The 25,608-nt window shown below is 66.3% G+C and carries 23 protein-coding genes and 2 pseudogenes; 16 read left to right on the plus strand and 9 right to left on the minus strand.

Going from position 1 to position 25,608, the window contains the following annotated elements; all coding sequences use genetic code 11:
* The first annotated feature begins 2 nt into the window (after positions 1-2).
* Positions 3-1,046 (plus strand): 23S rRNA (cytidine(2498)-2'-O)-methyltransferase RlmM, encoded by a 1,044-nt coding sequence (gene rlmM, locus FHT09_RS09120; protein ID WP_104604222.1) that lies wholly within the window; start codon positions 3-5, stop codon positions 1,044-1,046.
* A gap of 333 nt (positions 1,047-1,379) precedes the next feature.
* On the opposite strand, the gene FHT09_RS09125 is transcribed toward rlmM, so the two are convergent.
* Positions 1,380-2,489: a Gfo/Idh/MocA family oxidoreductase gene (locus FHT09_RS09125; RefSeq protein WP_104604220.1), complete on the minus strand. Its 1,110-nt coding sequence runs from the start codon at positions 2,487-2,489 to the stop codon at positions 1,380-1,382.
* 265 nt (positions 2,490-2,754) lie between these two features.
* On the opposite strand from FHT09_RS09125, the gene FHT09_RS09130 reads away from it, so the two are divergent.
* From FHT09_RS09130 to FHT09_RS09155, 6 genes are all read left to right on the plus strand, one after another.
* On the plus strand, positions 2,755-3,657 hold the full coding sequence (locus tag FHT09_RS09130; RefSeq protein ID WP_104604218.1) for an SMP-30/gluconolactonase/LRE family protein: 903 nt from the start codon (positions 2,755-2,757) through the stop codon (positions 3,655-3,657).
* A gap of 81 nt (positions 3,658-3,738) precedes the next feature.
* The gene (locus FHT09_RS09135; protein WP_104538459.1) at positions 3,739-4,461 is read left to right on the plus strand and encodes a hypothetical protein; all 723 of its coding nucleotides are present in this window, start codon (positions 3,739-3,741) and stop codon (positions 4,459-4,461) included.
* A gap of 212 nt (positions 4,462-4,673) precedes the next feature.
* Positions 4,674-5,069, plus strand: coding sequence for a hypothetical protein (locus FHT09_RS09140; RefSeq protein WP_104604216.1), 396 nt, complete (start codon positions 4,674-4,676; stop codon positions 5,067-5,069).
* A gap of 142 nt (positions 5,070-5,211) precedes the next feature.
* On the plus strand, positions 5,212-5,685 hold the full coding sequence (locus tag FHT09_RS09145; protein ID WP_104538840.1) for a MarR family winged helix-turn-helix transcriptional regulator: 474 nt from the start codon (positions 5,212-5,214) through the stop codon (positions 5,683-5,685).
* A gap of 34 nt (positions 5,686-5,719) precedes the next feature.
* The gene (locus FHT09_RS09150; protein ID WP_104604214.1) at positions 5,720-6,547 is read left to right on the plus strand and encodes a p-hydroxycinnamoyl CoA hydratase/lyase; all 828 of its coding nucleotides are present in this window, start codon (positions 5,720-5,722) and stop codon (positions 6,545-6,547) included.
* Between the two features lie 435 nt (positions 6,548-6,982).
* Complete coding sequence (locus FHT09_RS09155; protein WP_104604212.1) at positions 6,983-8,461, plus strand: AMP-binding protein; 1,479 nt, start codon at positions 6,983-6,985, stop codon at positions 8,459-8,461.
* 191 nt (positions 8,462-8,652) lie between these two features.
* Here the strand turns inward: FHT09_RS09155 and FHT09_RS09160 are convergent, their stop codons facing one another.
* The 5 genes and pseudogenes from FHT09_RS09160 to ubiH form a co-directional block, all read right to left on the minus strand.
* Positions 8,653-9,654, minus strand: coding sequence for a LysR substrate-binding domain-containing protein (locus FHT09_RS09160; RefSeq protein WP_104538463.1), 1,002 nt, complete (start codon positions 9,652-9,654; stop codon positions 8,653-8,655).
* Between the two features lie 65 nt (positions 9,655-9,719).
* A pseudogene (locus FHT09_RS09165) lies at positions 9,720-10,057 on the minus strand (protocatechuate 3,4-dioxygenase).
* A gap of 61 nt (positions 10,058-10,118) precedes the next feature.
* A pseudogene (locus FHT09_RS09170) lies at positions 10,119-10,631 on the minus strand (protocatechuate 3,4-dioxygenase); the annotation flags it as partial.
* Positions 10,632-11,170: 539 nt separating this feature from the next.
* Complete coding sequence (locus FHT09_RS09175) at positions 11,171-12,352, minus strand: UbiH/UbiF family hydroxylase (RefSeq protein WP_104604210.1); 1,182 nt, start codon at positions 12,350-12,352, stop codon at positions 11,171-11,173.
* Positions 12,349-13,557: a 2-octaprenyl-6-methoxyphenyl hydroxylase gene (gene ubiH, locus FHT09_RS09180; protein ID WP_104604209.1), complete on the minus strand. Its 1,209-nt coding sequence runs from the start codon at positions 13,555-13,557 to the stop codon at positions 12,349-12,351. The genes FHT09_RS09175 and ubiH overlap by 4 nt, the downstream gene beginning before the upstream one ends.
* A 282-nt stretch (positions 13,558-13,839) precedes the next feature.
* On the opposite strand from ubiH, the gene FHT09_RS09185 reads away from it, so the two are divergent.
* The 9 genes from FHT09_RS09185 (at position 13,840) to FHT09_RS09225 (ending at position 23,159) form a co-directional block, all read left to right on the plus strand.
* Positions 13,840-14,418 carry a hypothetical protein gene (locus tag FHT09_RS09185; RefSeq protein WP_104604208.1) on the plus strand — a complete coding sequence of 193 codons (579 nt, stop codon included), beginning with the start codon at positions 13,840-13,842 and terminating at the stop codon, positions 14,416-14,418.
* A 1-nt stretch (position 14,419) separates the two neighbouring features.
* Complete coding sequence (locus FHT09_RS09190) at positions 14,420-14,977, plus strand: cob(I)yrinic acid a,c-diamide adenosyltransferase (RefSeq protein WP_104604207.1); 558 nt, start codon at positions 14,420-14,422, stop codon at positions 14,975-14,977.
* A 37-nt stretch (positions 14,978-15,014) separates the two neighbouring features.
* Positions 15,015-15,923 (plus strand): histone deacetylase family protein, encoded by a 909-nt coding sequence (locus FHT09_RS09195; RefSeq protein WP_104604206.1) that lies wholly within the window; start codon positions 15,015-15,017, stop codon positions 15,921-15,923.
* A 124-nt stretch (positions 15,924-16,047) separates the two neighbouring features.
* Positions 16,048-18,477 (plus strand): LPS-assembly protein LptD, encoded by a 2,430-nt coding sequence (lptD, locus tag FHT09_RS09200; protein ID WP_104604205.1) that lies wholly within the window; start codon positions 16,048-16,050, stop codon positions 18,475-18,477.
* Positions 18,474-19,874 (plus strand): peptidylprolyl isomerase, encoded by a 1,401-nt coding sequence (locus tag FHT09_RS09205; RefSeq protein ID WP_104604204.1) that lies wholly within the window; start codon positions 18,474-18,476, stop codon positions 19,872-19,874. The genes lptD and FHT09_RS09205 overlap by 4 nt, the downstream gene beginning before the upstream one ends.
* A gap of 4 nt (positions 19,875-19,878) precedes the next feature.
* Positions 19,879-20,847: a 4-hydroxythreonine-4-phosphate dehydrogenase PdxA gene (gene pdxA, locus FHT09_RS09210; RefSeq protein ID WP_104538469.1), complete on the plus strand. Its 969-nt coding sequence runs from the start codon at positions 19,879-19,881 to the stop codon at positions 20,845-20,847.
* A 115-nt stretch (positions 20,848-20,962) separates the two neighbouring features.
* Positions 20,963-21,751: a 16S rRNA (adenine(1518)-N(6)/adenine(1519)-N(6))-dimethyltransferase RsmA gene (gene rsmA, locus FHT09_RS09215; protein WP_104604203.1), complete on the plus strand. Its 789-nt coding sequence runs from the start codon at positions 20,963-20,965 to the stop codon at positions 21,749-21,751.
* A gap of 36 nt (positions 21,752-21,787) precedes the next feature.
* Complete coding sequence (gene apaG / locus FHT09_RS09220; protein WP_104538471.1) at positions 21,788-22,171, plus strand: Co2+/Mg2+ efflux protein ApaG; 384 nt, start codon at positions 21,788-21,790, stop codon at positions 22,169-22,171.
* A 28-nt stretch (positions 22,172-22,199) separates the two neighbouring features.
* Entirely contained in the window at positions 22,200-23,159 is a 960-nt protein-coding gene (locus FHT09_RS09225; RefSeq protein WP_104538472.1) for a symmetrical bis(5'-nucleosyl)-tetraphosphatase, read from the plus strand.
* Between the two features lie 206 nt (positions 23,160-23,365).
* Here the strand turns inward: FHT09_RS09225 and FHT09_RS09230 are convergent, their stop codons facing one another.
* The 3 genes from FHT09_RS09230 to lgt all read right to left on the minus strand — a co-directional run bounded on the left by FHT09_RS09230 (position 23,366) and on the right by lgt (position 25,604).
* Entirely contained in the window at positions 23,366-23,860 is a 495-nt protein-coding gene (locus tag FHT09_RS09230; RefSeq protein WP_104538473.1) for a dihydrofolate reductase, read from the minus strand.
* A 62-nt stretch (positions 23,861-23,922) separates the two neighbouring features.
* Entirely contained in the window at positions 23,923-24,717 is a 795-nt protein-coding gene (locus FHT09_RS09235) for a thymidylate synthase (protein WP_104538474.1), read from the minus strand.
* Positions 24,714-25,604 carry a prolipoprotein diacylglyceryl transferase gene (gene lgt / locus FHT09_RS09240; protein WP_104604202.1) on the minus strand — a complete coding sequence of 297 codons (891 nt, stop codon included), beginning with the start codon at positions 25,602-25,604 and terminating at the stop codon, positions 24,714-24,716. Before lgt ends, FHT09_RS09235 begins: the two co-directional genes overlap by 4 nt.
* Between the last annotated feature and the right edge of the window lie 4 nt (positions 25,605-25,608).

Here is a 25,608-nt window from a genome sequence, read left to right on the forward strand (position 1 = left end):
CGATGAGCGGCCTGCTGTGTTACTGCCGCCAGGGCTTCGAGCCGGAGCTGGCCGCCGAGTTGAGCGCGCGCGCCGCATTCGTCGGCATCGCCGGCTATGCGCGTACCCAGCGCAACGACGGCTATGTGCTGTTCGTCTGCGATGAGGCCGCACAACTGGCCACCAAGCTGCACTGGCGCGAGCTGATCTTCGCGCGGCAGAAGCTGGTGGTGGTCGCCGAACTCAAGGGCATCGACCCGAAGGACCGCATCACGCCGATCCTGGCCGCACTGGAAGGCCAGCCGCGTTTCGGCGATCTGTGGGTGGAGCACCCGGATTCGGACGCAGGCAAGCCGCTGGCAGGGCTGGCGCGCAGCTTCGGCAATGCCTTACGCCCGGCCTTGCGCAAGGCCGGCCTGCTCACCGACAAGCCGCAGCCGCGCCTGGCACGGCTGCATATCTGTTTTCTCGATGGCGACCACGCCTTGCTGGCGGTGGCCGACAGTGCCGACAGCGCGCCCTGGCCTCTGGGCATTCCACGTTTGAAGCTGTTGCCGGAGGCGCCATCGCGCTCGGCGCTGAAGCTCGACGAAGCCCTGCTCACCCTGCTCGCACCGGAGGAACGCGAAGCGCTGGTCAAACCCGGCATGCGCGCCGCCGACCTGGGCGCGGCTCCCGGCGGCTGGACCTGGGTGCTCACCCGCCAGCACCTGCATGTCACCAGCGTCGACAACGGCCCGCTACGCGAGCATGTGCTGGAGACCGGCCTGGTCGAGCATCTGCGCGCCGACGGCTTTCATTGGAAGCCTGCGCAGGCGCTGGACTGGATGGTCTGCGACATGGTAGAGCAACCGCGCCGCGTGGCCGAACGCATGGCCACCTGGATCCGCGAAGGCTGGTGCCGCAACACCATCTTCAACCTCAAGCTGCCGATGAAAAAGCGCTGGGACGAGACCCGCCTGTGCCTGGACCTGTTCGAGCAGCAGGCCGAGAAATCGCTGATCGTGCGTGCCAAGCAGCTGTATCACGATCGTGAGGAGATCACGGTGCTGGCGATGCGGGATTGAGAGCGGGGAATCGGGATTCGGGATTCGGGAATCGGGAATGGGGAATGGGGAATGGGGAATCGGGAATCGGGAATCGGGAATCGGGAATCGGGAATCGTAAAAGCGGGGGTTGGTGGCGTTGTTGCTGTGGGTGCTGGCGGGTATCGCGTGAGTTGGTGTGGTGATTCACCTGCGCCAGTCGCGCTGATGGCAGTCCGGTGTGATTGCTGGGCAACCGCTTTCGGTGCTGGACTGCAGGGCCTGTGGGGACTTCATCGTGGCAGGCTGGTGCGTGCCAGCCTGCTCGCCTGGCTCAGGCGGGCCTGCTCCATCGATTGACGGAGCGAGGCGCGATCACAGCACGATCCGCTTGCTGCCCTCGCGGGCCGAGCGATAGATCGCATCGACGATGCGGATGTCGCGCAGGCCTTCTTCGCCGGGCGCACGCAGCGGAGTGCCGTTGATGATCGCCAGCGCGTCCTCGTCCATCTGCAATGCCTGCTGGTGCGGCACCTTGGCGTCGAACACGCGCCCGTCGCTGGCCTTGCCGGTCACGCCCTGGTAGCTCTGGAACGGCGACAACTCGTACCAGCCGCGCTCGCATTCGGCGCGCAGCACATTCATGTTGTTCCCGAAGCTGGTCTTGCACTGCGCACGCACCGCGTTCGGGAATTCCAGGGTGAAGTCCATATGCTCGTCGACTTCGTCGAACAATTCGGGACGATCGGTCCAGCGCTTGGCGGTCACGGCCAGCGGCTCGCTGCCCACCGTGTAGCGCGCGGCATTGAGCGGATACACGCCCATGTCGTACATCGCCCCGCCCCCGAACTGGGAGCGCAAGCGCCACGGACGATCGACCTTGGTCGCATCGTGATAGCCGTTGTAGCCGGCCTCGGCGCGCACACGCTGCATCGCGCCGAACGGCTTCTCGCTGGCCATCGCGATCAGGCGACGCGTGTTGGGTTCGTGCTGCATGCGGTAACCGATCGTCAGCGCCACCTTGTTGCGCCTGCACGCCGCGATCATCGCATCGCATTCGCCGGCATGCATCGCCATCGGCTTCTCGCACCAGACGTGCTTGCCGGCCGCCGCCGCGCGCAGGGTCAGCGGCGCATGCAGATGGGTCGGCGTGACGATGTACACCACGTCGATGTCGTCGTTGTCGGCGATCCGGTCGAAGTTCTCGTAGTTGTAGACGTTGCGATCGGCGATGCCGTACTTGGCCTGCCACTGCGGAATCTTCGCGGGCGTGCCGGTGACGATGCCGGCCAGCCGGCAATGCTTGGTCAATGCCAGGCCCGGCGCGAGCTGTTCGCTGGCATAGCTGCCCAGGCCGGCCAATGCCACGTTGAGCGGTTTGCCCGGCTTTTTCTTCGGCAATGCCCAGCCGGGTGCAGCAAGCAGGACGCCTGCACCGCCGAATGCGGCGAGCAAACGACGACGTGTGATCGATTCCACGGACATGCAAACCTCCTTGGCAAGATTGAGAGCGGCTGACACCATCGCGTGCGATCGTCAGCGATGACGACGACAGCACTCGCACCGGAGTGTCAGTGGACACGTGCCGCACCGCGGCCCATTCGCACTGCCCGCAGGTGGGCGCAGTGCTGCTGTTGGTCGCTCGTCGGCCAATGCTGCCCGGGCACCTTACTTGATCGTGCGTGATCACCGCCATGGCCGCTGCGCACGTTCTGGCACACTGGCAACGATCCCATCCGGAGCACGCCGCATGACCGCCATCGCCCGCCGCCGTTTCCTGCCATTGGCGCTACTGTTGTCCAGCTCGCTTGTGGTCGCTGCCGATGCGCCGTTCGTTGCGCGCGACCTGATCGGCGATGGCGCCTTCACCCACAATGCCGAGGGTCCTGCGGCCGGACCGGATGGCGCGCTTTACGCGGTGAATCTGGGCAAGGACGGCACCATCGCGCGCATTGCCCTGCACGCCGATGGCAGCGCCAAGGCAGAGGTCTTCGTGACCTTGCCCGACGGCAGCACCGGCAATGGCATCCGCTTCCGCGACGGGACGATGTACGTGGCCGATTACACCGGCCACAAGATCCTGCAGGTGAACCTGCAGACGCGCGCGGTCAGCACCTTCGCCTCGCTGCCCGACGCCGACGGCCCCAACGATCTGGCGATTGCGCCCGATGGCAGCGTCTATGCAAGCGACCCGAACTGGAAAGACAACAGCGGCCGCCTGTGGCACATCGGCCGCGAGGGCGTCGTCGCATTGATGGAATCGGGCATGACCACGCCCAACGGGCTGGACGTCAGCCCCGACGGCAAGCATCTCTACGTCAACGAAAGCATGTCGCGCAAGGTGTGGGTCTACGACCGCGTCGATGGCGGCCTGCGCAACAAGCGCCTGCTGATCAGCTTCCCGAACTTCGGCATGGATGGCATGCGTTGCGATGCCGACGGCAATCTCTATATCGCCCGCTACGATGCCGGGCAGATCGCGGTGGTCTCGCCGCAGGGCAAGTTGCTGCGCACGGTCGTGTTGAAGGGTCGCAAGGCCAGCAACGTCGCCTTCGGCGGCACCGATGGCAAACAGGTGTTCGTGACCTTGCAGGATCGTGGCGCAGTTGAAACGTTCAGGTCCGATCGCCCGGGCCGCGAAACCGGACACTGAAACTGCTGCGCGCGTCGCAACGGTTCTCAGGTCGCGCAACAGCGCCCTGGCATCCTGCAGGTCACCCGTGGAGGACTCCCCATGCAACCGATCGAACTCAAGGACGCGGCGGCCTTCGGCAACGAATTCCTGCGCCTGACCCTGCTGCAGGGATTCCAATCGCTGACCAAGCGCGATCTGGAATTGCTGATCTTCGTGCTGCTCGAACGCGACGGCGCCATCTCGCGCAACAGCTCCAACGCGATGGTCGCGCTGCAACTGCGGGTGACCTCGGCCAAGGTCAAGGCGTTGCGTCGCGACGGCTATGCGCGCTGGCGCTCGCTGGTGCCCGAGGAAGGCGACGCGGCGATGCAGCGTATCGTCGCCAACGTGCTCACCGAAGACAATCTGCGCTCCGGTGCCAAGCACGTCAGCGAACGCAGCCGCAAGGAAGGCTTTCTGGCGGTGCGCATCGAACACCCGGACGACGCGCAGCAATTCGAACAGGCCATCCTGGATGTCGGAGCCTTGCCGGTGTACGAGCGCAATCGCGAAGTGGTCGCGGTGCGCTTCGACACGCTGCTGAAAGTCGCCGAACGCTGGGGCTATCTGCAGCCGGACCCGCAGGCCACCGTGCGCCAATTGCAAAAGCTCACGCCTACCGCCGAGGAAGTGGCGGACCTGCTGAAGAAGGACATCGCGCAGGTGCGCTGGGACGATGTACGGCGCGCGCTCAACAGCCTTGGCGCCAAGGCCGTGGCCAGCACTGCCGAGGGCGGTCTGAAGGGCTTGTTGAAGATCGTGTTTCCGTTCATCCCCGGCTGAGCCGCCGTACCGGGTGCAATGTGCGAGGTTGCGGTGCGGCCATGGGTTCCTGCTTCGATCGCGGTTGGCCGATGGCGCATCGCGCACGCCGCACACACCGCCGGCCTGGGCATACGCAGGCACTGTCGCCATACGGCGAGCACGCGGTGCACGCACCTCAAGACGCCCGACAGCCTCTATGCTTGCGGGCTGTTCCACGTCAGGGGGATCTGATGACCACCGTTCGTACCGTTTCGTTTTCCGTATTGCTGCTGCTCGGCGGCCACGCGCTCGCGCAACAGGCGCCGACGCCGGCCAGCAGCATGCCGCTGATCGATGTGCCCAATGTGATTCGCACCCAGCCGCTGTCCAGCGGCGAGGTCACCCATCAGGCCCAGCTGGAGCGTCCGCGCGGCGAGTCCAGCGTGATCGTGCGCTCGATCCAGCCCAACAGCGTGGTCGGCAGCTACCGCATCGACTTCCAGGCCTTGGATACCGACGGCGACGGCAACATCAGTCGCGCCGAGGCACAGGCCAACCCGGCACTGGCAGATGAATTCGATGCGCTCGACACACGGCACAGCGGACACCTGAGCCGCGAACAGCTGAGCGGCTGGTTGATCCGGTAAATCATCCGGCAGCACCGCAGACAGGTCCTGCGCCCGCGCTACACAGGCGCGCAGTGCCCTTTGCTTGCGACCGCCACCACCTCTTGCAGTGCCCGCTTCGGTCGGCTAGATTGTATTTAACGGATACAATTTGGATGGCTCGATGAGCGCTCGCCTGACCCTTGCCGCAGACCTTGGCTATCAATTGCAACTGGCGACCCTGGCCTCCAGCCACGCCGCGCGCCAGGAACTGGCCGAACTGCATCTGACCCCGGCGCGCGTCACCGCCTTGATCCACATTCGCGACCAGCCCGGCTGCGACCAGACCGAACTGGGCAACCGCCTGCTGGTCAATCGCGCTGCCGGCATGAAGATCGCCAACGCACTGGCCGAGCAGGGCCTGATCGAACGCCTGGCCGGCCGCGACCGGCGCAGCAAGGGCCTGTACCTCACCCCGCTTGGCGAGCGCACGCTCGGCACCGCCCAGGGCTGTCTGGCGCGGGCGGTCGCGCGTACCTGCACCGGCCTGCAGGCCAGCGAGCAGCAGACCTTGCTGCGCCTGCTCTGCAAGTTGAACGCCAGCGCCGCGCTGGAACGGGCCGGAGTGCCGGACACCGCGCTCGCCGACGCACTGTGATTTCCACTCTGTACCCACTCGAAGGAGACGCCGCTTGAACGAGCATGACGTGGTATCGGTCCGCATCGAACACCGCATTGCCTGGGTAAAGTTTGCACGCCCCGACAAACGCAACGCGATGAGCCCGGCGCTCAACCGCCGCATGATGGACGTGCTGGACGAGCTGGAATTCGACGACAACGTCGGCGTGCTGGTGCTGGGTGGCGAAGGCACCGCCTGGTCGGCCGGCATGGATCTGAAGGAATATTTCCGCGAAACCGAAGCCCAGGGCCTGCGCGGCGTGCGTCGCTCGCAGCGCGAATCCTACGGCTGGTTCCGCCGCCTGCGCTGGTACCAGAAGCCCACCATCGCGATGGTCAACGGCTGGTGTTTCGGCGGCGGCTTCGGGCCGTTGTTCGCCTGCGATCTGGCCATCGCTGCCGACGAGGCGCAGTTCGGCCTGTCGGAAATCAACTGGGGCATCCTGCCCGGCGGCGGCGTCACCAAGGTCGCGGTGGAGCTGCTGTCGATGCGCGATGCGATGTGGATGACGCTGACCGGCGAAACGGTGGACGGCAAGAAGGCCGCCGAGTGGCGGCTGGTCAACGAAAGCGTGCCGCTGGAACGGCTGGAGGCGCGCACCCGCGAGGTGGCCGAGCTGCTGCTCAAAAAGAACCCGGTTGCGCTGAAGTACGCAAAGGATGCGGTGCGTCGGGTCGGCACCATGACCTACGACGAAGCCGAAGATTATCTGGTGCGCATGCAGGAGGCGGCCAACTCGTTCGACAACAACGCCCGCAAGGAAGGCATCCGCCAGTTCATCGACGAGAAGAGCTACAAGCCCGGCCTGGGCGCATACGATCTGACCAAGACCAGCACCTGAGCGGGTCCTACGGTGCCTGAAACGATGCGTGCACCACGCGCATCGCTGGCGCTGCCCGTGGTTTTCCGCACCGAGGAGGGAGGATGGAAGCCGTGTCCGCAACGCTGCGCGGGATCGCCGCGCGTGGGCCGTCGGGCCTGCTCATCCAGCGGGTTCAAGCACTCCGGGAGCGGCCGCGAAGACGCCATCGAAGAACCGCACGCGTTCCTCGAACCCAAAGCCATCAATCCCACTCAAGCCCTTCAGCACCCGACCGCGCCGCGACCATGGCGCGGTCGTGACGCGATGCGGCAGGCACTGCGTTGTCCATCGCCTCCTGCGCTGTCCGCCGCGTCGGGTGAACGTTCGCTAGGTGTTCTGACGCGCGTCAACCTTCAGCCGCAGCCGCCGTCGTCACGTCAGTCACCCACTCATCTGCATTCGGAAGACAGCGCCATGACCATGCCGACCGACTCGATCTCCCTCCACGCCCGCCTTAGCCCTCATCGGCTTGCTGCGCGCGACCTGCTGCTGGATCAGCAATGGTCGTACGCAGAATTGGACGCATTGATCGGCCGTCTGGCTGCATTGCTGCACACGCGCGGCTGCGTCGATGGCGAACGGCTTGCCACACTGGCACGCAATTCGGTCTGGCAGGTGGCGTTGCATTTCGCCTGCGGACGCGTCGGTGCGATTTACGTCCCGCTCAACTGGCGGCTGAGTGCAGGCGAACTGGATGCATTGCTACAACGCGCCGAGCCGCGCCTGCTGTTGGGCGACGACGTTGCTGCGGGGCGCGCCGATGTCGCGTCGCTGGCCGACTTCATCGACGCGGCGAAATTGCTCGAACCTGCAGACACTGCGTCGATTCCACCCGACCGCATCAGCCTGATCCTGTTCACCTCCGGCACCTCCGGTCAGCCCAAGGGCGTGATGCTGAGCGAGCAGAATCTGCAGCAGGTGGCGCACAACTTTGGCGTCACCACGCGCGTGGATGCGGGCAGCAGTTTCCTGTGCGAAGCGCCCATGTTCCATATCATCGGCCTGGCCACCAATGTGCGCCCGGCGCTGGCGGTAGGCGGCTCGATCCAGGTCTCCAACGGCTTCGAACCCAAGCGCACCCTGGGCTGGCTGGGCAACCGGTCGCTGGGCATCACGCATTACGTCGGCGTGCCGCAGATGATGCAGGCGTTCCGCAGCCAGCCCGGTTTCGATGCGGCCTCGCTGCGGCATCTCACCGCGCTGGTCAGCGGCGGCGCGCCGCACGCCAGCGATGACCTGCTCGGCTGGCTGGAAGACGGCATCCCGATGGTCAGCGGCTTTGGCATGAGCGAGGCCGGCACGGTGTTCGGCATGTCGGTGGACTGCGCGGTGATCCGCGCCAAGCTGGGCGCGGTCGGCATTTCGCCCCCTGCGGTGCAGACACGCGTGGTCGATGGCGATGGCAACGACTGCCCGGTCGGCGTGCCAGGCGAGTTGCTGTTGCGCGGCCCCAACCTCAGCCCCGGTTACTGGCGCGATCCGCAGGCAAGCGCCGCCGCGCTCGACGAGCGCGGCTGGTTCCGCACCGGCGACATCGTGCGGCACGATGCCGACGGGTTTTTCTGGATCGTCGATCGCAAGAAGGACATGTTCATTTCCGGCGGTGAGAACGTGTATCCGGCCGAGATCGAAGCGGCGCTTGCCGACCATCCGCAGGTACGCGAATGCGCGGTGGTGGGTATCGCCGACCCGCAATGGGGAGAGGTGGGCTACCTGGCGATCGTGCCGGCCGACGACGCGCCGGATCTGGAGCAGATCCGCGCCTATCTGATCGAACGACTGGCCAAGTACAAGGTGCCCAAGCATCTGCGCGTGGTCCAGGCGCTGCCGCGCACCGCGACCGGCAAGCTGCAGAAAGCGCGCCTAAAAGACGCCCTGGTCAACGGGGCGTGATGCGTCCGGGATGTGGATCGCGCCGCGCGCAGCTGGCAGCGACCCGCAGCTTCGCTGCCGAGCCACCGCGGCGAACCATGCCCGACAGCGCAACAAGCGGGCCCGAGCTGCCTGCCGTGTGCGTGCATCACGCCAGTGCAGCACCACCCAGACGCGGCAGCGCTTGCGCCGCGCATGCCGCGCTCAATCGATCACGCGGACTCGTCCAGCAACAGGGTGTCCTCGCTGATCTGGTCGTCCACCCACACCGCCCCCTGCTCGGCCATGGCCGCCAATTGGCGTTCCAGTTCGCGCATCAGCAAGCGCACGCCAGGCTTGTGGATGGCACTGCCATCGCGATAGATCACCCCGCCTGCGCGCGCCTGCGACGGCTGTTGCAGCTGAAAGGCGCGCAACTCGCCACGTGCGATATCCCCGGCCACCATCATGCTCGGCATCACGGCGATGCTGTCGGTGCCGAGCAGAATCTCGCGGGTAAAGCTGGCCGAACTGGAACGCAGCTGATCGCGCGTGGCCAGCCCGTGCTCGCGCATCACCTGCCCCACATCGCGCTCGACATGCTGGCTCAGCGTCGGCAGCACCTGGCGATACGCAGCGGCTTCGGCGATACGCACCTGGCCGTTGGCAAACAGCGGGTGGTCGCTGCGCGCCACCAGCGCGATCGGATCCTGGTACAGCACCTTGCGGATCAACCCGTCGTAGCGAGCCAGCGGATACAGCCGGCCCACCACCAGATCGATCTCGTTGCCGGCCAGCTTGGGCAGCAGTTCGTCGGTGCGCCCATGCAGCAGGCGCACCCGCAAGGTGGGTTCGGCGCGATACAACGCGGCCAGCACGGCCGGCAACAGGCCGCTGGCAGCGACCGGCAACGCGCCCACGGTGATGGTGAGCGCATCGTCTTGCAGCAGACCCTCAAAGGTGTCCTGCGCGCGGCGCAACTGGCCGAGCACGACATGCGCGGTCTGTACCAGCACCTCGCCCATCGCGTTGGGGCGCACGCCGCGCGAATGACGCTCGAACAGCGGCGCGCCGACGATCTCTTCGATCTCCTGCAGGGCACGCGTCAATGCGGGCTGGGTGACGTTCAACACGCGTGAGGCGCGGAGCAGGCTTTTCTGCCGATCCAGCGCCTCGATCACACGTAGATGCCGGACCTTGATACGGTGTTCGAAGAACACGGAGGACATGGTCATGGGGATGGACCTTACGTTGGGAAGTCGGGTAATGCGGCGGGACGGCACCTGGCCGGCCCTGCAGATCAGCGTGCATCGGGCACACGCCGGGTCTGCATGGCGTCTTCGAAGGATTCGCCACGCATGATGGCGTCGACCTGCAGATTGGTCATACGCACCAGACGGGCGAATTTTTCGATGACGAAGACGTTGGCGCGGTACCGCACCAGTCCGAGCCGGCCGCGTGCGAGGATCAGCGCCTTTCATGCTCGGTGAGGCCGGCCTCCTGCATCAGTGTTTCGGAATTTTCAAGCAAGCGATCGCGCCACCGGGCGCGAATCATATGCCACAAGAATCGATCGATGCGCAACGCGCGGTTGCCGGTACGCAGATCGAACAGGTACGTGCCGCCGATCTGGTGCATGCCGCGTACTTGCGGAATCGTAGGCCGCCCCCCGTGCCGCGTTTGCGGTATGCGTGGTGTGCGCCAGCAACTGCGCTGAAGACGGCGCGTCAGCGGTTTCGATGCCCGGCTCGTACAGCACCACCGTCATCGCGGTGGCGCTCATCAGGCAGTGGTTCTGATGCAGCGTGCGGATCGGCCAGTCCAGCGCACTGCGCAGCGCCAGCCACATGATCTGCTGCACGCTCCCGTCCCCCCCCTGGCACACGTCATCGCTGTGGGTGAGATCGGTCAGCGCTCCCGGCGCATGCTGGAAACGGTCCAGAAATTCCGAGCCCCACCCGGTGTTGTTGACGCAGGTGCGCTCGCCGATGCCCACTGCGAAGGCCGGATATGAGCCGATGAAGAATGGCGTGCAATGGTCGTTGCAGAACAACACCAGCACAGCGGCCTGCCGCTTGGCCGACCAGCCAGCCACGGGCGTGTCTCCGTCGAACAATGGCTTCCACAATGGATCGTGTTGTCTGCCCTTGTCGTAGGCCACCCCGATGGCGGGAACGTGCGAGGTTCCAATGCCGCCGATGATGCTTGCCATGCTGCACTCCTGCGATGCGCGCTGGCCATTTGCCGATGGCCGATTGCGCGTCGCTGATTGAATCGAAATGCGTCCCGTCATGGGATCTCACCAACGCCGGCCAGCCACTGCGGACCGCCGAAGCGGTCTCCTCGGGATCCAAAGTGCCACCAAGCGATCTCATCTGCAAGATTTTTGTACCGGTACTGCAAGTTGAGCGCATCACCGCGGCCGTGCTGGCAGCGCCACTGGCCATCTCGCGCCGAGCACGCCACTACCCAGCGCCACAGCATGGGCATCTAACCCGCACCCTGGCTGGCGCGAGCCGCCCCACACGGCTTCGGACCTTGGCAGTCTGGCAACCCGGCCTGGCACTGCGTGCAGCGTTGCCTGCATCAGCGTGCCGCATCCGCCTCCGCAGCACGCACGCCGACACAGCAGCATGCATGCCGCGGATCCGGGCGTGTTGCCGCGCTAGTTCGGCGGCAGCCTCGCCGTGCGAGCGCCCGCATGCCTTATGTGGGGGTAAGCCACACCGGTGCCGCGCGCTGCGCGCGCGATCACGCGCTGCCGGAGGCACGCTTCCACAGCACATCGACCAGCGGCGGCAACCTGCCGGCCAGCCCGAGGACCGACCCGCGCAACAGGGTCAGGTGCATGTCGTCGTTGGAGAACACCGTATTGATCGCATCGAAGCCATAAGCGGCCACGGTGTTCTCGCTGCGGCGGGTGCGCGCCCAGCGCTGCAGCCGATGCGGGGCAGCCCAGTCAGCACGCCTTGCCAGCGCATCACGCACCTCGGCGCGCAACGCAGCGACATCGCGCAGGCCCAGATTGACACCCTGCCCGGCCAACGGATGCACCACATGCGCAGCATCGCCCAAGGTCAGCACGCGGCCGCGGATGTACTGCTCCACCAATTGCCGTTGCAGCGGAAACGCCGCGCGCGCGGAGACCACCCGCACCTGCCCCAGCCGCGCTGCGAAGGCCTGGGTCAGCTCGCGCGAGAAGTCGGCATCGTCCAGCGCCAGCACGCGCGCGGCCTCGGCATCCGGCAAGGTCCATACGATCGAACTGCGGCCATCGGCAAACGGCAGCAATGCCAGCGGGCCGGTGGTCAGAAAGCGCTGCCAGGCAGTGGCCTGATGCGGCTGCTCTGTCTCCACGAAGGCGACCACGCCGCGCTGCGCGTAGGCATGCCGCGACACCGGCACACCGGCGAGCTCGCGCAAGGTCGATGCGGCGCCATCGGCGGCAATCGCCATCGCCGCTTCCAGGCGGCTGCCATCGTCCAGGCGCAGGCGCACGCTGCTTGCATCCTGTTCCAGCTCGACCACGCGTGCCGGGCAATGCACCTCGATGCCGGCCGCATGCACGGCGGCCCACAAGCGATCGACCAGCACCGCGTGTTCGATGATCCAACCGAGTTGTTCGCGGCCCAATGTGTCGGCATCGAAGCTCAGTTCGCCGCCACCTGCCGCGTCCCAGACCCGCATGCGCCGGTACGGCTGCACGCGGGCAGCGCGCACCGAGGCCCATACGCCCAGGCTGTCCAGTAACGCGGCATTGTCGGCGGCGAAGGCATAGACGCGCAGATCGGGCTGGTCGGCCCGCCAGCGCGCGGGCTCGCGGCCTTCGACCAGCGCCACGCTCAGGCCGGCATCGGCCAAGGCCAACGCGCAGGCGGCACCGACCACGCCGCCACCGACGATCAACGCATCGCGGGTACCACGGCGACTCATGCGACTCCCCTGCACAATTGCGGCACATCGCCACGGAAACCCATTGCCCCGCCGACCAGCATCGACTGCAACGGCGCCGCCTGCGAGGTGGCGAGCAGGCCGAGGCTGCGCAACGGCCTCAGCAGCGGCGCCGGGTTGCCGGTGAGCCGCGCCAGCCCGCTGGAGAATCCAATGGTCTGCTCGCGGTCCACCCGTCGACGTGCCAGATACTTGGCCAACAGTGCCCCTGCACCGGCATCGCTGCGATCGTGCTCGATCAATTCGGCCAGCGTCAGTGCATCGCGCAAGCCGAGGTTGAAGCCTTGCGCGCCGATCGGATGCAGCGTCTGCGCGGCGTTGCCGAGCAGCACCACACGCTCGGCGACCAACTCATTGGCCAGCACCTGCACCAGCGGGTACGCGCTGCGCTCGCCGCTGGCGACAAAGCGCCCGGCGCGCCATCCAGCCGCCCGCTGCAACCTGGCCAGCCATCCGGTCTCGTCGAGCGCGGCCACCGCCGCGGCCTCGGCGCGCGCCACGCAGTGGATCGCGCCGTAGTGGCGATCGCCGCGCGGCAACAGCGCAGTCGGCCCGTGCTCGCCGAAGCGCTCCCAGGCGGTGCCATCCGGTGGGCGGGAGGCACGCACCCGCGCCACGAACAAGGTCTGCAGGAAGTCGTGCGCATCGCTGCCGATATGCAGCAGCTCGCGCACTGCGCTATGGGTGCCGTCGGCGCCCACCACCAGCCGGGCCTGCACGCGCTGCTCGCCATCGGCGGTGGCAATCCGCAGCGCGCGCAGACCGTCCTGTACCGGCTCGACCCCGATGCAGCGTGCCGGGCGATAGCGGCGCAACCGGGTCAGCTCGTCCAGGCGTGCCGCCAATGCCTCGCCGAAATCGCGCGCCACCACCACCTGGCCGAAGCTGTCGCGACCGTAATCGGCCGCATCCAGCTGCACCCGGCCGAAGTCGCCGGCCCGGCTGACGTGGATGCGCCGGATCGGCCCGGGGGGGCTGCGCAGCTTGGCCATCACCCCCAGCACGCTCAGCGCATTGACGGTGGCGGCGGCAAAACTCAGGTTGCGCTGGTCGAACACCGCTGGCGGCGTGCCGGCCGGGGTGGCTTCCACCAGCCCGACATCCAGGCCGATGCGGTCCAGCGCAATCGCCAGGCTGGAGCCGACCAGGCCGCCGCCGACGATCAGAACGTCATGTGGATGTGTCATTGCCACATGATAAGCCTTCGCCCATGACCCGTTGCCGCGACCGGGGGACAGCTTGCCGCGCCCGGGCTGGCGTGGTGCGGCCGGCTGCTCGCGCGGGGAGCGCTGCCCGACGCTTGCCGGTGCAGGGCGTATCCAGACGTCGAGCCGTTTGCGTCCGCAGTGTTCGGCAACGGGGGGCTAGGCGGCCGCTTGCGCCAGGCGGCTTCCGCAAGACCGCCCATGGCGCGGGCATGCCGGGTTCCACGCTACACTCGCCAGCCTGTGATCCAGCCACCTCCGCGCATGACTCCTCGCTCGCACGACACCCTGATTCTGAGCCTGCTCGCCGTCCTGATGGCGGCCACGCGGATCAATCACTTCGCGCCGGTCCCGGACGCGTCCTGGGCGGTGTTCTTCATCGGCGGCTTTCATCTGGCCGCGCGCACCAGGCTGGCATTCCCGCTGCTGATGCTGCTGGCGGTGGCGGTGGATTGGCTGGTGATCACCAACCAGGGCCTGAGCTTCTGGCAGCACTACTGCGTATCGCCGGCGTACTGGTGCCTGATCCCGGCGTACTTCGCGCTGTGGGCCGGTGGCATGTGGCTGCGGCGGCAGTACCACGGCGCGCAGTGGAGCACGCTGGCCAAGCTGGTGCCGGCGCTGTTGCTCTCCGTGGCGCTGTGCCAGTTGATCGCCCAGGGCAGCTTCTACTGGATCAGCGCCAGCGTGGCCGAGCCGACCGTGGCCGGCTGGTTCAAGAACTACACCGACTGGCTGGGGCCGTATCTGCGCAGTGCCGCGCTGTATGTCGCCGCTGCCGCGGCGGTCCAGGTGGCCGCCGAGCGCCTGACCAGCGCGCCCGGCCAGGCCCAGGCCGGCTGAGATGGGCAACCGGCTCTCGCGGATCTATACGCGCACCGGCGACGACGGTAGCACCGGGCTGGGCGACGGCAGCCGTACCGGCAAGGATGCGCTGCGTGTCAACGCCTACGGCACCGTGGACGAGGCCAATTCGGCCATCGGCGTGCTGCTGGCCGCCCCCGGCGTGCCGGAACCGATCGCCGGGCTGCTGACCACCATTCAGCACCAGTTGTTCGATCTGGGCGGCGAGCTGTGCATGCCCGGCCGTGCGGCCGTCGAGAGTGCCGATATCGATGCGCTGGAGCGCCAGCTGGACCTTTTCAACAACACGCTTCCCCCGCTGAAGGAGTTCATCCTGCCGGCCGGTGGCGAGGCCGCCGCGCGCTGCCATCTGGCCCGTACCATCGTGCGCCGGGCCGAGCGCGAGACCGTTGCGCTGTCACGCCAGGAGACCGTGCGCAGCGAAGCGATCGGCTATCTGAACCGGCTGTCCGACCTGCTGTTCGTGCTGGCGCGCGTGCTGGCGCGTGCCGATGGCCAGCAGGAAGTGCTGTGGCGGCACGACCGCCGGCGCGGCTGACCTGCACATGGCACGACGGACAGGCTAGATTTGCCCCATGTTGGTCTTTACCCATCCCGCCTGCCTCGGTCACGACACCGGCCCCGAGCATCCCGAGAGCCCCGCCCGCCTGGAAGCGGTGGTGGAGGCGCTGCGCGACGCGTTCCCGGACCTGGACTGGCGCGAGGCGCCGTTGGCCAAGCTCGGCGACCTGTGCCGGGTGCACGAGCGCGAACAGGTGGACGCGGTGCTGGAAACCGCCTTCGAAGGCCATCACCGGCTCGACGTGGACACCGTGATGTCGCCCGGCTCGCGCGCGGCGGCATTACGCGCGGCCGGTGCCGGCATCGCCGCAGTGGACGCGGTCATGCAGGATGCCACCCGCACCGCCTTTTGCGCCGTGCGCCCACCCGGGCACCACGCCACCGCGCAGGTGTCGATGGGCTTTTGCCTGTTCAACAATGTCGCAGTGGCCGCCGCGCATGCGCGCGATCGGCATGGGCTGGAACGGATCACCATCGTGGATTTCGACGTCCATCATGGCAACGGCACGCAGGCGATCTTCGAACGCGACCCGAGCGTGCAGTATCTCAGCACCCACCAGTCCGGGCTTTATCCGCACTCGGGCAGCGTTTACGAGCGCGGCATCGGCAACATCCACAATCTGCTGCTGCAACCAGGCAGCGACGGGCTGCGCTTCCGCAATGTGTGGGAGGACGAGATGCTGCCGCTGATCGATGCCTTCCGCCCGCAGCTGATCCTGATCTCCGCCGGCTTCGATGCGCATCTGCGCGATCCGCAGGCCGATCTGCTGCTCGATGCCGACGATTTCGGCTGGCTGACCGCTGCGCTGCGCACCCTGGCCGAGCGGCATGCCCGTGGCCGGGTGGTGTCCATGCTGGAAGGCGGCTATGACCTGCAGGCCTTGCGCGAAAGCAGCGTGGCGCACGTGGCCGCGCTGCGCTGAACCCCGGCGGCCGCTTGCTCGTGCCCCATTGCGATGAACCTCGCCCTCCCGACCCGGGCGCTCGTCATTGCCCCTATGCGGGGTATACGGCAAGCTAGTGGCCATTTTATTGGTTGAATCACGCGTGCGCCGAGCTCTCCGCCTGCTGCCCCTGCCTTTGAGCATCGCCATCTGCCTCCCGGCCATGGCTGCCGACAAGCCGTTGAACTGGGGGCTGTGCCCGGCGGTTGATCCGTTGCCAGGGTTCGACGGCGCGCCTGCCGCAGATGCCAAGGCCGCCGAAATGCGCCAGCAGTTGCCGACCGACATCGAAGGCGACCAGCTGTCCGGCACCAGCACCACCCCGCAGTACCAGGGCAATGTGGCGCTCAAGCGCGGCGACCAGTTCCTGGGTGCCGACAACCTGCGCATGGACACCGAGACCGGCAACTACATCGCCGAAGGCAATGTCCGCTACCAGGACACCTCCTTCCGCATGGTCGCCGACCGCGCCGAAGGCAACCAGGACACCGACGCCCACAAGGTCACCAACATTCGGTACCAGTTGGTGGACCGGCGCGGCAATGGCGCGGCCGAATCGGTGGATCTGCAGGGCCAGGTCGGGCAGATGCACCGCTCCACCTACACCACCTGCGATCCCTCGCAGCCGATCTGGCGCGTGCGCGCGCCGGAGATCGACGTCGACAACGAAGAAGGCTTCGGCACCGCCCGCAATGCCGTGCTGCAGATCGGCAAGGTGCCGGTACTGTACTTCCCCTGGTTCAAGTTCCCGATTGACGACCGTCGCCAGACCGGCCTACTGTTTCCGCAGTTCGGCCTGTCCGGCCGCAATGGCTTCGACTACCTGCAACCGATCTACCTGAACCTGGCGCCGAACTACGACGCGACCCTGCTGCCGCGCTACATGAGCAAGCGCGGTTTCATGTTCGGCACCGAGTTCCGCTACCTGTACGAAAACGGTCGCGGCGAGATTACCGCCAACTACCTGCCCAACGACAAGTTGCGCGACAAGGACCGTGGCAGCGTCTTCTACAGCGGCTACCATGACATCAACAAATACTGGCAGGCGCGCAGCAGCATTTCATGGGTCAGCGACACCCGGTATGTGGAAGACTTCACCAGCCGCCTGAACGGCATGGGCTCGGCCTCCAGCTTGCAGAGCACCGTGGGCATCTACGGGACCGGCGAGACCTGGACCGCCGGCCTGATGGCCGACCGCTGGCAGCTCACCGACTACACGCTGGACGAGCAGGCGCTGCCCTACAACCGGCAGCCGCGCGCCTATTTCACCTGGGACAAGCCATTCGGCATCTTCGAGGCGGGGGTGTACGCCGAGGCGGTACGGTTCACCCACGACGATTCGTACCAAGTGGTCTACACGCCCAACAGCGGCAACAGCGACGCCAACGGCGACGAATACGTCCGCACCAATATCCGCAACAAGGAATACGGCAGCGGCTCGCGCTTCGACATCAAGCCTTACATCTCGATGCCATTGTCCGGCGCAGCCTGGTTCTTTACGCCCACCGTGGCTTGGCGCTACACCACGTATCAGCTGGATTCGACGCTGGCCAAAACTCCGCCGCTGGCCGGCGACCGGTCTCCCTCGCGCAGCCTGCCGATCGCATCGGTGGACGCCGGTCTGTATTTCGATCGCGAGACCTCGCTGTTCGGCACCAACTATCTCAATACGCTGGAACCGCGCATGTACTACCTGTACGTGCCGTACCGCGACCAGGACGATCTGCCGGTCTTTGATACCCGCCCGTTCACTTTCAGCTACGGCCAGTTGTTCCGTGATTCGCGCTACACCGGTGCCGACCGTCAGAACGACGCCAACCAGCTGACCCTGGCGGTGACCTCGCGCTGGCTGCGCCAGGACGATGGCCGCGAGAAGTTGTCGCTGAGTGCAGGCCAGATCCTGTACTTCAACGATTCGCTGGTTACCATCAACAACAGCACCAATTCGGCCGCCGGCAGCGAACAGCCCATCGAGCAGGGCAAGTCCGCCTGGGTGGCCGACGCCAATTACATGATCAACGACCGCTGGTCGATGGGCGCCACCTATCAGTGGAACCCCAACTCGCGCAAGGAAGACCTGGCCAGCCTGCGCACGCGCTATCTGCTCAACAACGACGGCATCGTCAATCTGGCGTATCGCTACCGCCGTAACCCGACCAACAATAGCGACCAGCTCGAGCAGGCCGATTTCTCCTTCCTGTACCCGATCAACCCCAGCTGGAGTGCGGTCGGCCGTTACTACTACTCGCTCCTGGATCGCAAACCGCTGGAGATGATCGGTGGCGTGCAGTGGGACAGCTGCTGCCTGGCGGTGCGCGCATTGGTCCGCCGGTTCGTGCGCAACCGCGACGGCGAGATGGACAACTCCATCCAGGTGGAGTTCGTGCTGAAGGGCTTGAGCTCGTTCGGCCAGAACACGGACCGCACTTTGCGCCGTGCTATTCTCGGCTATTACCGCGACGACCTGTACCTGGTCCCGCCCAGCAATACCACGACTAATCCGGACGATTACGATCCGAACTTGATTCCATGACCAAGCCTTTCTCTGTTGTTCTCGCCTCGCTGCTGGTACTCACCAGCACGCTCTCGCCGTTGGCCTCGGCACAGCAATCCCAGCCGCTGGATCGCATTGCCGCCATCGTCGATGAAGACGTGGTGCTGCAGAGCGAACTCGATCGCGCCGTACGCAACGTCAAGTCGCAGTACGCCGGCAGGGAAAACCAGCTGCCGCCGGACGATGTCCTGCAGCGTCAGGTGCTCGAGCGTCTGGTTCTGGTCAAATTGCAGGTCGGCCGCGCCGATGGCAGCGGTATACGCGTCAGCGACGAGGAACTCAACCGCGCCATTGCCAGCATTGCCCAGCAGAACGGCACCACCGTGGACGGCTTGCGTCAGAAACTGGCGGCCGACGGCATGGGCTATGGCGATTTCCGCGCCTCGGTCCGCGACGAAATCATCGTGCAGCGCCTGCGGCAAAGTTTTGCGCAGAGCCGCATCAGCGTGAGCGAAGGGGAAGTGGACACTGCGCTGGCGCAGCAGGCCACCACCGGCAGTCAATATCACCTGGCGCACATCCTGGTTGGCCTGCCGGAAGGCGCGACGGCCGATCAGATCGCCACCGGCCAGAAAAAGGTCGATGGCGTGAAGGCATTGATCGACAAGGGCGAGCTGGACTTCTCGGCAGCGGCCGTGCGGTACTCCGACAGCCCCAATGCGCTGGAAGGCGGCGATCTTGGCTGGCGCAGCCTGGATGAAATCCCGAATGCATTCGCACAGCTGATCCGCGACATGCAGCCCGGCCAAGTCGCCGGCCCGCTGCGTGGTCCGAGCGGCTTCCAGTTGCTCAAGTTGGTGGAAATGCGCGACGCCAATGCCGGCGGCGAGAAGAAGCTGGTCACCGAATACAGCGCACGCCACATCCTGATGCGCGTCGGCGACAACCAGACCGAGGCGCAGGCCAAGGCCAAGATCGACACGCTACGTGCGCGCATCACTGGCGGCGCCGACTTTCAGGCCACCGCGAAGGAATCTTCCGAAGATACCAACAGCCGTGGCCAGGGTGGCGATCTGGGCTGGTTCCCGGCCGATGCGTTCGGCCCTGACTTCGGCAAGCAGGTCGAAGGCCTGGCCGACGGCGCGGTGTCCGAACCGTTCCGCACCCAGGCGGGTTGGCACATCGTGCAACGCGTGGGTAGCCGTCAGACCGACGTCAGTGCCGAAAGCCAGCGTGCGCAGATCCGTGAAACGATCGGCCGTCGCAAGCTGGAAGAAGAGTACAACCGCTATCTGCAGGAGCTGCGTGGCGAAGCGTATGTGAGCTTCCGTACCGGCGACCGCGCCGACGGCGATGCCACCGCCGCTCCAGCCAAGCCGGCCGACCCTGCGGCGCCTGCCGCACCGACACCGCCGCCGGCGCGGCCGACGCGCTGATTCGATGCTCCCGTCGCTCGCGCTGGTGCCAGGCGAGCCGGCCGGGATCGGGCCGGAGCTGTGCGTCCGGCTCGCCCAACGGCCGCGCTCGGACGCCCACCTGATCGCCTACGCCGATCCGGACACCCTGCACAGCGCCGCAAAGGCGCTGTCTTTGTCTGTGCGGCTGCTCGATCCGGACCAGCGCGCGCGCGCGCCCGGCGACTTGCCGCTGCATCCGATCCGCCAAGCCGTGCCTACCCACTTCGGGACACCTGATCCCGCCAATGCGGCAGCGGTCATTGCCGGCCTGCGTGGCGCTGCCGGCGACTGCCTGTCCGGCAAGCTGCAGGGCATCGTCACCGGCCCGGTACACAAGGCAGCGATCAATGCCGGTGGCATTCCCTACACCGGCACCACCGAGCTGCTGGCCGAACAGGCGGGCTGCCCGGTGGTGATGATGCTGGCAAATGCCGTCGTGCGCGTCGCCCTGGTGACAACCCATTTGCCATTGCGCGCAGTCGCCGATGCGATCACCGCCGACGCGGTGACGCGCTGCCTGCGCATTACCGATGCCGCGATGCGACGCGACTTCGGCCTGGAACGCCCGCGCATCGCGGTGCTTGGCCTCAACCCGCATGCCGGCGAAGACGGGCACCTGGGCCGCGAGGAACTGGACATCATCATCCCGGTACTGGAGCAGCTACGCGGCGACGGCATGCAGCTGATCGGCCCGCTACCGGCCGACACTGCATTCTTACCGCAGAAACTCACCGGCTTCGATGCGGTGGTGGCGATGTATCACGACCAGGGCCTGCCGGTGCTCAAGTACAGCGGCTTCGAACAAGCGGTCAACATCACGCTCGGCCTGCCCTACCCGCGCGTGGCGGTCGATCACGGCACTGCACTGGAGCTGGCCGGGCGCGGTATCGCCGACCCGTCCAGCCTGATGGCGGCGACCGACCTGTGCGCGCGTCTGGCAGCACGCCGCTGAGCGAGAGGCGATTGCCTGCGTTGGACGATGCGCATCGTGCACGCATCCCATCTGCCGCGTCTCCCAGGTGCAGGACCGGCACCGCGTGCAGGCGCTGCCACGTTAAACTGCGCGCATGAATCATTCTTTCAGCGCACCGGCCAAGAAGTCGCTTGGCCAGCACTTTCTTGCCGACCGGTATTACATCGACCGCATCGTGCAGGCAGTGGACCCGCGCGCCGGCCAGCACCTGGTCGAAATCGGCCCCGGCCAGGGCGCGATCACCTTTCCGCTGCTGCGCAAGCACGGCGCACTGACCGTGATCGAGTTCGACCGCGACCTGATCGCACCATTGACCGACGCCGCTGCACCGCTCGGCGCGCTGAGCATCATCCATCGCGATGTGCTTGGCGTGGATTTCACGGCGCTGGCCGATGGCACGCCGATCCGGCTGGTCGGCAACCTGCCCTACAACATCTCTTCGCCGATCCTGTTCCATGCGCTGGACCATGCCGGCGCGGTGGCCGACATGCACTTCATGCTGCAAAAGGAAGTGGTCGACCGCATGGCCGCCGGCCCCGGCAGCAAGGTATACGGGCGCCTGAGCGTGATGCTGCAGGCCTATTGCGAGGTCACCGCACTGTTCGTGGTACCGCCGGGCGCATTCCGGCCGCCGCCGAAGGTGGACTCGGCGGTGGTACGGCTGGTGCCGCGCGATCCGGCCACGGTGCTGATCAGGGACCGGCGTCGCTTTGCCGACGTGGTGCGCGCCGGTTTCGGTCAGCGCCGCAAGACCCTGCGCAATGCCTTGTCCAACGTCTGCGAGCCCGCCCATTTCGAGGCCGCGCAGGTGCGCCCGGATGCGCGCGCCGAACAACTCGAGGTCGCGGATTTTGTCCGTCTGGCCAATGTCGAGCTGGCTTGAGCGCCGCTCCCACACGGTTTTATTTAGACTTTCCGCATGCACGATGATCCGCGCTACCGGGTCGAGGTCGAGGTGTCGCCCCGCTTCCTCGCCCATCAATCGACCCCCGACGAAGGCCGCTACGCCTTCGCCTACAGCATCCGCATCCACAACGCGGGCGTCGTGCCTGCGCGCCTGATCGCACGTCATTGGCAGATCACCGACGCCAACGGACGCACCGAACGAGTGGATGGCGAAGGCGTGGTCGGCGAGCAACCCTGGCTACGCCCCGGCGAGGCATTCAGCTATACCTCTGGCGTGCTGCTTGAGACCGAGCAGGGACAGATGCAAGGTCATTACGACATGGTGGCCGACGATGGCACCGAATTCACCGCCCCGATCGCCGCCTTCGTGCTGAGCGTACCCAGGACGCTGCACTGATGGATGCTGGACTGATGGAGCGCAAGCGATGAGCGTCTGGGCGATTGGCGATCTGCAGGGGTGTTACGACATCACCCAGCGCCTGCTGGAAAAAATCAACTTCGATCCCGCGCAGGACACGTTGTGGTTCTGCGGCGACCTGGTCAACCGGGGCGGCCAGTCGCTGGAAACGCTGCGCCTGGTGCATTCGCTGCGCGCACATAGCGTGGTGGTGCTGGGCAACCACGATCTGTCGCTGCTGGCGATCGGCGCGCGTTCTGAAGAAGAGCAGCGCAAGGTCAATCCGGATCTGCTGCGCATCGTGCTGGCCGAAGACCGCGACCTGCTGCTCGACTGGCTACGGATGCAGAAGCTGGCACACCTGGACCGCGAACTGGGCTGGATGATGATCCACGCCGGGCTGGCGCCGAAGTGGACCACGCAGATGGCCGAGAAACATGCGCGCGAGGTCGAGCAGCAGCTGCAGGGCGGCGGCTATCGCAAGCTGTTGCGCAACATGTACGGCGATCAGCCGGGCTGGTCGCCGGGCCTGAGCGGGTACGACCGCAGCCGTGCGATCATCAACCTGTTCACGCGTATGCGCTATTGCACCCCACGCGGGCGCATCGCCACCGACGACAAGGGCACGCCGGGCACGCAGGCGCAGGGCCTGTATCCGTGGTTCGAAGTACCGGGCCGGGTCGAGCGCGATCTCAAGATCGTGTGCGGGCATTGGTCCGCACTCGGGCTGACCATCACCCAGGGCGTGCACGCCATCGATACCGGTGCGGTATGGGGCGGCAAACTCACCGCCCTGCAGCTGGATACCGACGAACTGCGCGTGGTGCAGGTGCCGGGAATCCCGATCACGCAGCCATCGCAGACCGCGCAACGTAGCCGGTCGCCGCGCCGTCGACAACGCCAGCGCGGCGGTGGCGGGGACAATGCGAATGCGAACGCCGGTTCCACCGCACCCGGTGCCGCTCCGCCCGCTGCCGCTGCGGACTGAATAACGGGCGCGGTCGGCGCACTGCTGCAGCATGCCGAGGCAGTGCCTCGGCGCTTGCGATCAGCCGATCGTGCATCCGCCACGCGACTGGCACGCTTGCACATTGGGCCTTCCGGCATGCGAACGCACTGATTCGCATCGCTGCCTCAAAACCGCCGGACTGCATGCACTCGGCAGCACCATCGTGCATGCGCGGCTAACTGAGTTCAGCGCCGCCGATAGTCCACGTAATCGAATGCGAAGGCATGCCGCGCATCGACCGCGTGCGACTCGCGTTGCACCGGCTCCCACACGGCCGGGTCGATCGGCGGAAAGTAGGTGTCGGCCCGTTCCACGGTGGTGTCCACTTCGGTGACGGCCAGCAGGTCCGCACGCTCCATGGTCAGGCGATAGACCTCACCGCCACCGATCACGCACAGCTCCTGTGCACCGGCCGCCTCGGCCTGCGCAATCGCCTCATCGAGCGACACCACCGCCTGCATGTCCGCGAACGGCACCTGCCCCGAACGCGTCAGCACCAGGTTCACTCGCCCCGGCAAGGCACGCCCCAGCGACTGCGCGGTCTTGCGCCCCATCAGGATCGGCTTGCCCAAGGTCAGCGCCTTGAAGCGCTTGAGATCGTCCGGCAACTTCCACGGCAATGCGTTGTCGCAGCCGATGGCATTGTTGCGGTCGAAGGCGACGATCAGGGTCAGTTTCATACGGCCGACAGTATCCCTTCGAACATCAAATCCACGTGTGGCATCACTCAGCGAAGCGACGCTTACACCGCCACCGGCGCCTTGATCGCCGGATGCGGGTCGTAACCCTCGATGGCGATGTCCTCGAAGCGGAATGCAAACAGGTCGGTCACGGCAGGATTCAGGCGCAAGGTCGGCAGCGCACGCGCGCTGCGCGCCAGTTGCTCGCGTGCCTGCGCGAAGTGATTCGAATACAGGTGCGCATCGCCCAGCGTATGCACGAAGTCGCCCACGCCCAGGCCGGTGGCCTGCGCCACCATGTGCGTCAGCAGTGCGTAGCTGGCGATATTGAACGGCACGCCGAGAAAGATGTCGCCGCTGCGCTGATACAGCTGGCAGCTGAGCTTGCCGTTCACCACATAGAACTGAAACAGGCTGTGACACGGCATCAGGGCCATCTGCGGCAGCTCGCCGACGTTCCAGGCGCTGATCACCAGCCGGCGCGAATCCGGGTTGCGCTTGATCTCGTCCACCAGCCATTGCATCTGGTCGATCTCGACGCCGTCCGGGCCGGTCCAGCGCCGCCATTGCTTGCCGTACACAGGGCCGAGATCGCCGTTGTGGTCGGCCCATTCGTCCCAGATCCGAACCTGGTGGTCCTTGAGATAGCCGATGTTGGTGTCGCCCTGCAGGAACCACAGCAGCTCGTGGATGATCGAGCGCAGGTGCAGCTTCTTGGTGGTCACCAGCGGAAAACCGTCGTTGAGGTCGAAGCGCATCTGCCAGCCGAACACGCTGCGCGTGCCGGTGCCGGTGCGATCGGACTTCTCGGCGCCATGGTCCAGCACATGCTGCAGCAGGTCCAGATAGGGCTTCACTTGGCCGCCTCCGCGCCCGCGGTCTGCACCAGTACCGGCTGCAACACCGGCGCGCGGCGCGACATCGCCAGCAACACCAGGCCGCCGATGATCAACGGCAGGCTCAGGATCTGCCCCATCGTCAGCCAGTTGAAGGCCAGGTAGCCGATCGGTGCATCCGGCACGCGCACGAATTCCACGATGAAACGGAACACGCCGTACAGCAGCGCGAACATCCCCGACACCGCATAGCGTGCGCGCGGTTTCATCGAGAACGTCCACAGCACCACGAACATCACCACCCCTTCCAGCGCCGCTTCGTAGAGCTGCGAAGGATGCCGCGCGAACCGGTTCAACGCACCGGCGGCGTACTGCGCCTGAATCTGTGCAGGCAACGTGCCGGCCAGTTCCGGCGCAAGCGGGAAGATCACGCCCCAACCGGCATCGGTGAACTTGCCCCACAACTCGCCGCCGACGAAATTGCCGAGCCTCCCGAAGCCCAGACCCAGCGGCACCAGCGGCGCCACGAAATCCATCACGTCGAAGAAGTGCAGCCGGTGCTTGCGCGCCCACAGCCCGCACGCGATCAGCACGCCCAGCAGGCCGCCGTGGAAGCTCATGCCACCCTGCCACACCTTGAACAGGATCAACGGGTTGGCCAGCAGGCTGTCGAACGCATAGAACAGCATGTAGCCGATGCGCCCGCCCAGCACCACGCCGAGCATGCCGTAGAACAACAGGTCGGAAAATCCGTCCATGTCCACACCCGGCAAGCGGCCACGCAGGATGCGCGAGCGCCCCAGCGCCCAGGCAGAGAAGAATGCGGCCAGGTACATCAACCCGTACCAGTGCACCTGCACCGGTCCAAGCGAGAAGGCGATGGGGTCGATGGCGTGCAGATAGATCATGCGG

Source organism: Xanthomonas sp. CFBP 8152 (genome assembly GCF_014199025.1).
In the GTDB taxonomy this organism is placed as follows: domain Bacteria; phylum Pseudomonadota; class Gammaproteobacteria; order Xanthomonadales; family Xanthomonadaceae; genus Xanthomonas; species Xanthomonas arboricola_B.